General features: G+C 73.7%; 5 protein-coding genes. All 5 read left to right on the top strand.

Annotated elements, in window-relative coordinates; genetic code table 11:
* Positions 1-270 (top strand): hypothetical protein (locus NCC78_RS29010; protein ID WP_250798508.1); only part of this gene is annotated, 270 nt, incomplete at its 5' end.
* Positions 271-483: 213 nt separating this feature from the next.
* Positions 484-1137, top strand: coding sequence for a dihydrofolate reductase family protein (locus NCC78_RS29005; RefSeq protein ID WP_250798507.1), 654 nt, complete (start codon positions 484-486; stop codon positions 1135-1137).
* An 85-nt stretch (positions 1138-1222) separates the two neighbouring features.
* Positions 1223-1834 carry an ArsR/SmtB family transcription factor gene (locus tag NCC78_RS29000; RefSeq protein ID WP_250798505.1) on the top strand — a complete coding sequence of 204 codons (612 nt, stop codon included), beginning with the start codon at positions 1223-1225 and terminating at the stop codon, positions 1832-1834.
* 66 nt (positions 1835-1900) lie between these two features.
* The gene (locus tag NCC78_RS28995) at positions 1901-2659 is read left to right on the top strand and encodes an SRPBCC family protein (RefSeq protein ID WP_250798503.1); all 759 of its coding nucleotides are present in this window, start codon (positions 1901-1903) and stop codon (positions 2657-2659) included.
* Positions 2660-2882: 223 nt separating this feature from the next.
* A partial coding sequence (locus tag NCC78_RS28990) for a LacI family DNA-binding transcriptional regulator (RefSeq protein WP_250798502.1) occupies positions 2883-3817 on the top strand: 935 nt, incomplete at its 3' end.

Below are 3817 nucleotides of genomic sequence, written 5' to 3'. Positions count from 1 at the left end.
CAACCGTGGCTGGCGTACGGCCTGGCGGTGGGTGCCCTGGCGGTTCCGGTGGCGCTGGTCCTGCGACGGCGGCGCCACGTCCCGGGCGCGACGCCGGGGCAGGCCGGTTCGTCGGCTCCCGCGCCGGGGCGGGCCGGCCCGTCGGCTCCCGCGCCGGATCCAGAACCCGTCGTCGACAACGTGACGCGGCTGCCGACGGACCTGAACGGCATCTACGAGCTGGGCCGGCTCGACGAGCGGCTGCGCCAGGAGCGCGAGCACCGGCGCTGACGCACACCGCCGCTCGGCGAACCCGACGCCGTCCCGGTCACCGGGCCTCCCCATGGGCTGCCTCGTGCGTGGGCAGCCTCGTGCGTGGGCGGTCCGTGTCCGGGCGGCCTCGCGCCCGCACCGACAACTTTTCTTGTCTTGACAATTCCGATCGTCGGTAGGAGGCTGATCCTTGTCGCGCACCACGGCGCGACCTCACACCAGGGGGAAGTCATGGAGCTCAGCGTCCACACCTTCGTCAGCCTCGACGGCGTCATGCAGGGCCCGGGCGGCGCCCAGGAGGACCCGAGCAACGGCTTCACGCGCGGCGGCTGGCTGGTGCCGCACACCGACGCCGGCCAACTCGACCCCGTCGACGGATGGTTCCGGCACGCCGACGCCTTCCTGCTGGGCCGCACCACCTTCGAGATGATGCGCAGCTACTGGTCGCAGGTGACCGATCCCGACAACCTCGTCGCCACCGCCCTCAACACCTGGCGCAAGTACGTGGTCAGCAACACCCTTTCCGACGCCGACGCGGCCTGGGGCGACACCACCGTGCTGCGGGGCGACGTCGTCGACCAGGTGCGCCGGCTCAAGGAGCAGTCCGGCGGTGAGCTGCAGGTGCACGGCAGCTGGCAGCTGGCCCGCACCCTGCACGACGCCGGCCTGGTCGACACCTACCGGTTGATCCAGTTCCCCGTCGTGGTCGGCGAGGGCAAGCGGCTCTTCGCCGACGGCGCCACCCCGGCCACCTACCGGATGACCGGGTCGGAGGTGCTGAGCGGGGGCGCGGGGGCGGTCTCGCTCACCCTGCGCCAGACCGGCTTCGGCGCCACCGGCAGCGGTGAGTTCGTGGTACGCGACGGCAAGGAGGCCGTCGCCTGAGCGCGACGGCCGCGGACGCTCCCGCCGCCCGGGAGCCGGCACCTGATTCCGACCTGACGCGAAACCCCGGTGGAAGGGTGGTGGCATGTTCGACATCGCGGTGATCGAGGACCCGGCGGCGGCCGAGGCGTCGCTGGACCCGACGCGGGCCCGGCTGCTCGCCGCGCTCGCCGAACCGGCCTCGGCGACGATGCTCGCCGCCCGGGTCGGCCTGGCTCGGCAGAAGGTCAACTACCACCTCCGGGCGTTGGAGCAGCACGGCCTGATCGAGCTGGTCGAGGAGCGCCGCAAGGGCAACGTCACCGAGCGGCTCATGCGGGCCACCGCGGCGTCGTACGTGATCTCGCCGGCCGCCCTCGCCGCCGTACGCCCCGACCCGGCCCAGTCGCCGGACCGGCTCTCCGCGCGGTGGCTGCTGGCGGTCGCCGCCCGGCTCGTCGAGGACGTCGGCGCGCTGATCACCGGCGCGGACCGGGCCCGCAAGCGGGTCGCGACCTTCGCGATCGACGCGGACATCCGCTTCGCCTCGGCGGGCGACCGGGCCGCGTTCGCCGAGGAGTTGGCGGCCACCGTCGCCAGCCTGGTCGGCAAGTACCACGACGAGCAGGCCCCGGGCGGCCGCGAGCACCGGGTGGTGGTGGCCCTGCACCCCGGCGTCACCCCGCCGACCGGCGCCGGCGGATCACCACAGTCCTGACCTGAACCATCGCCCCCGCGGCCCCACCCGTCGGACCACCTCGTATCCGCCCAGAAAGGCTTCGCCATGGGACACCCGTTTGAACTCAGCAAGGACATCGAACTCCCCGCCAGCCCCGAGCAGGTCTGGGCGGCGATCGCCACCGGTCCCGGGATCGACTCCTGGTTCATGGGTCGCAGCGAGGTCGAGCCGGTCGAAGGAGGCCGGACCCGGTTCGCCATGGCCGGCCACGTCGAGGAGTCGACGGTGACGGCCTGGGAGCCCGGAAAACGGTTCGCGTACCGGTCCGAGCCCGGGCCGGACGGCACCTTCATGGCCATCGAGTACCTCATCGAGGGGCGCGACCGGGGCGCGACCGTGCTGCGGCTGGTGCAGAGCGGCGTCCTCGGGGACAACTGGGAGACCGAGTACGAGGCCATGCGCAGCGGCTGGGACATGTACCTGGGGACGCTGGCGGCGTACCTCGCGCACTTCGCCGGACGTACCAGCACCCCGGTCACGGCGTTCCGGCCCGGCGCCGGCGACCCGGACCAGGTCTGGGCGGCCGTGGCCGGCGCGTTCGGCCTCACCGGCCCGGTCGCCGAGGGCGCGCGTGCCCGGCTGGAACTGCCCGGGTCGCCGCCGATCGACGGGGTGGTGGACCTCGCCGGGCTGCCGACGTACTTCGGAGTCCGCACCCCGGACGCCCTCTACCGGTTCCTCCACTCCGGCGCCGACCGCGGCAACGTCCTGGTCCTGGGACACCACATCTTCGGCGCCGACCCGGACCCCGCCCGGACCGAGCGGGCCTGGCAGGACTGGCTGACCCGCCTGCCGATCGGCTGACCCGGCCGCCACCCGTCGACCGAGGCGAACGGCCCACCCACCACCCACTCTCGGGGGTGTGGGTGGGCCGTTCGCCGTGCCGGCGCGGGACCGGACGGCGGTAGCGCCGTGACCAGGTCCGCTCTCCGGTTGGAAACGTTTTCGTAACGAGCCCTTGACCTCGCCGCCGGCGGCGGCGCAAACTCCCGGAAACGTTTACAGCAAACAGGTGGAGGTGCGGGGCGTGGGTCGTAAACGTTTACAGGAGTCGGCCGACGGCCGACCCACCGTCCACACTGTCGCCGCCCGCGCCGGTGTCTCCATCGCCTCCGCCTCGCGCGTGCTCAACGGCGTCGGCGGCAGCGAGGAGACCATCCGCAAGGTGCGCGCCGCAGCGGCCGAGGTCGGATACGTGCCCAACGCCATCGCCCGCTCGCTGCAGTCCCAGCGCACCGGGCTGGTCGCGCTCGCCGTCGAGGACATCGGCAACCCGGTGTACGTCTCGATGATGCGGGCCATCGAGGAAGTGGTGGCCGCGTCCGGGCGACAGCTGCTGGTGCACGCCACCGGCGGGCGGATCGCCAACGAGACCGCCCTGCTGCGGCGGCTGGCCAACCGCTACGTCGACGGCATGATCCTCTCGCCGATCCGGGTCACCGACGACCACCTCGCCGCGCTCGTGGGCAGCCCCGTGCCGGTGGTGGTGGTCGGCCAGCTCGGCGCGGACGCGCCGGTCGACAACGTACGGACCGACTCCCGGCGCGGTGTGGCACTGGCCGTGGACCACCTCGTCGCCACCGGCCGGCGCCGGATCGGCTTCGTCAACGGCCCGCTCGACACCGTTCCCGGCGCCGCCCGCGACGCCGGGTTCCGCGCCGCCCTCGCCGGCCACGGCATCGACCTCGACGAGCGGCTGGTGGAGGTCGGCGACTTCCAGTACGCGGCCGGCCGCGCCGCCGCCGAACGGCTGCTCGCCCGGGCCGCCCCGGACGCCCTGGTCTGCGCCAACGACCTGATCGCGGTCGGCGCGCTGCACGCGCTGCTGGCCGCCGGACGCCGGGTGCCCGAGGACGTGGCCGTGGTCGGCATGGACGACACCGAGCTGGCCCAGATGATGTTCCCTCAGCTGTCCAGCGTCTCCCTCGGCTCAACCGAGCGCGGCCGCCGCGCCGCCGAGCT

Source organism: Micromonospora phytophila, assembly GCF_023656545.1.
Classification (GTDB): Bacteria; Actinomycetota; Actinomycetes; order Mycobacteriales; family Micromonosporaceae; genus Micromonospora; species Micromonospora phytophila.
This window is presented reverse-complemented; position numbering and strand designations above follow the sequence as displayed.

Excerpts from the sequence above, each read along its gene's own strand:
- NCC78_RS29005 (WP_250798507.1), top strand. The coding sequence starts at position 484 with ATGGAGCTCAGCGTCCACACCTTCGTCAGCCTCGACGGCGTCATGCAG.
- NCC78_RS28995 (WP_250798503.1), top strand. The coding sequence starts at position 1,901 with ATGGGACACCCGTTTGAACTCAGCAAGGACATCGAACTCCCCGCCAGC.
- NCC78_RS29000 (WP_250798505.1), top strand. The coding sequence starts at position 1,223 with ATGTTCGACATCGCGGTGATCGAGGACCCGGCGGCGGCCGAGGCGTCG.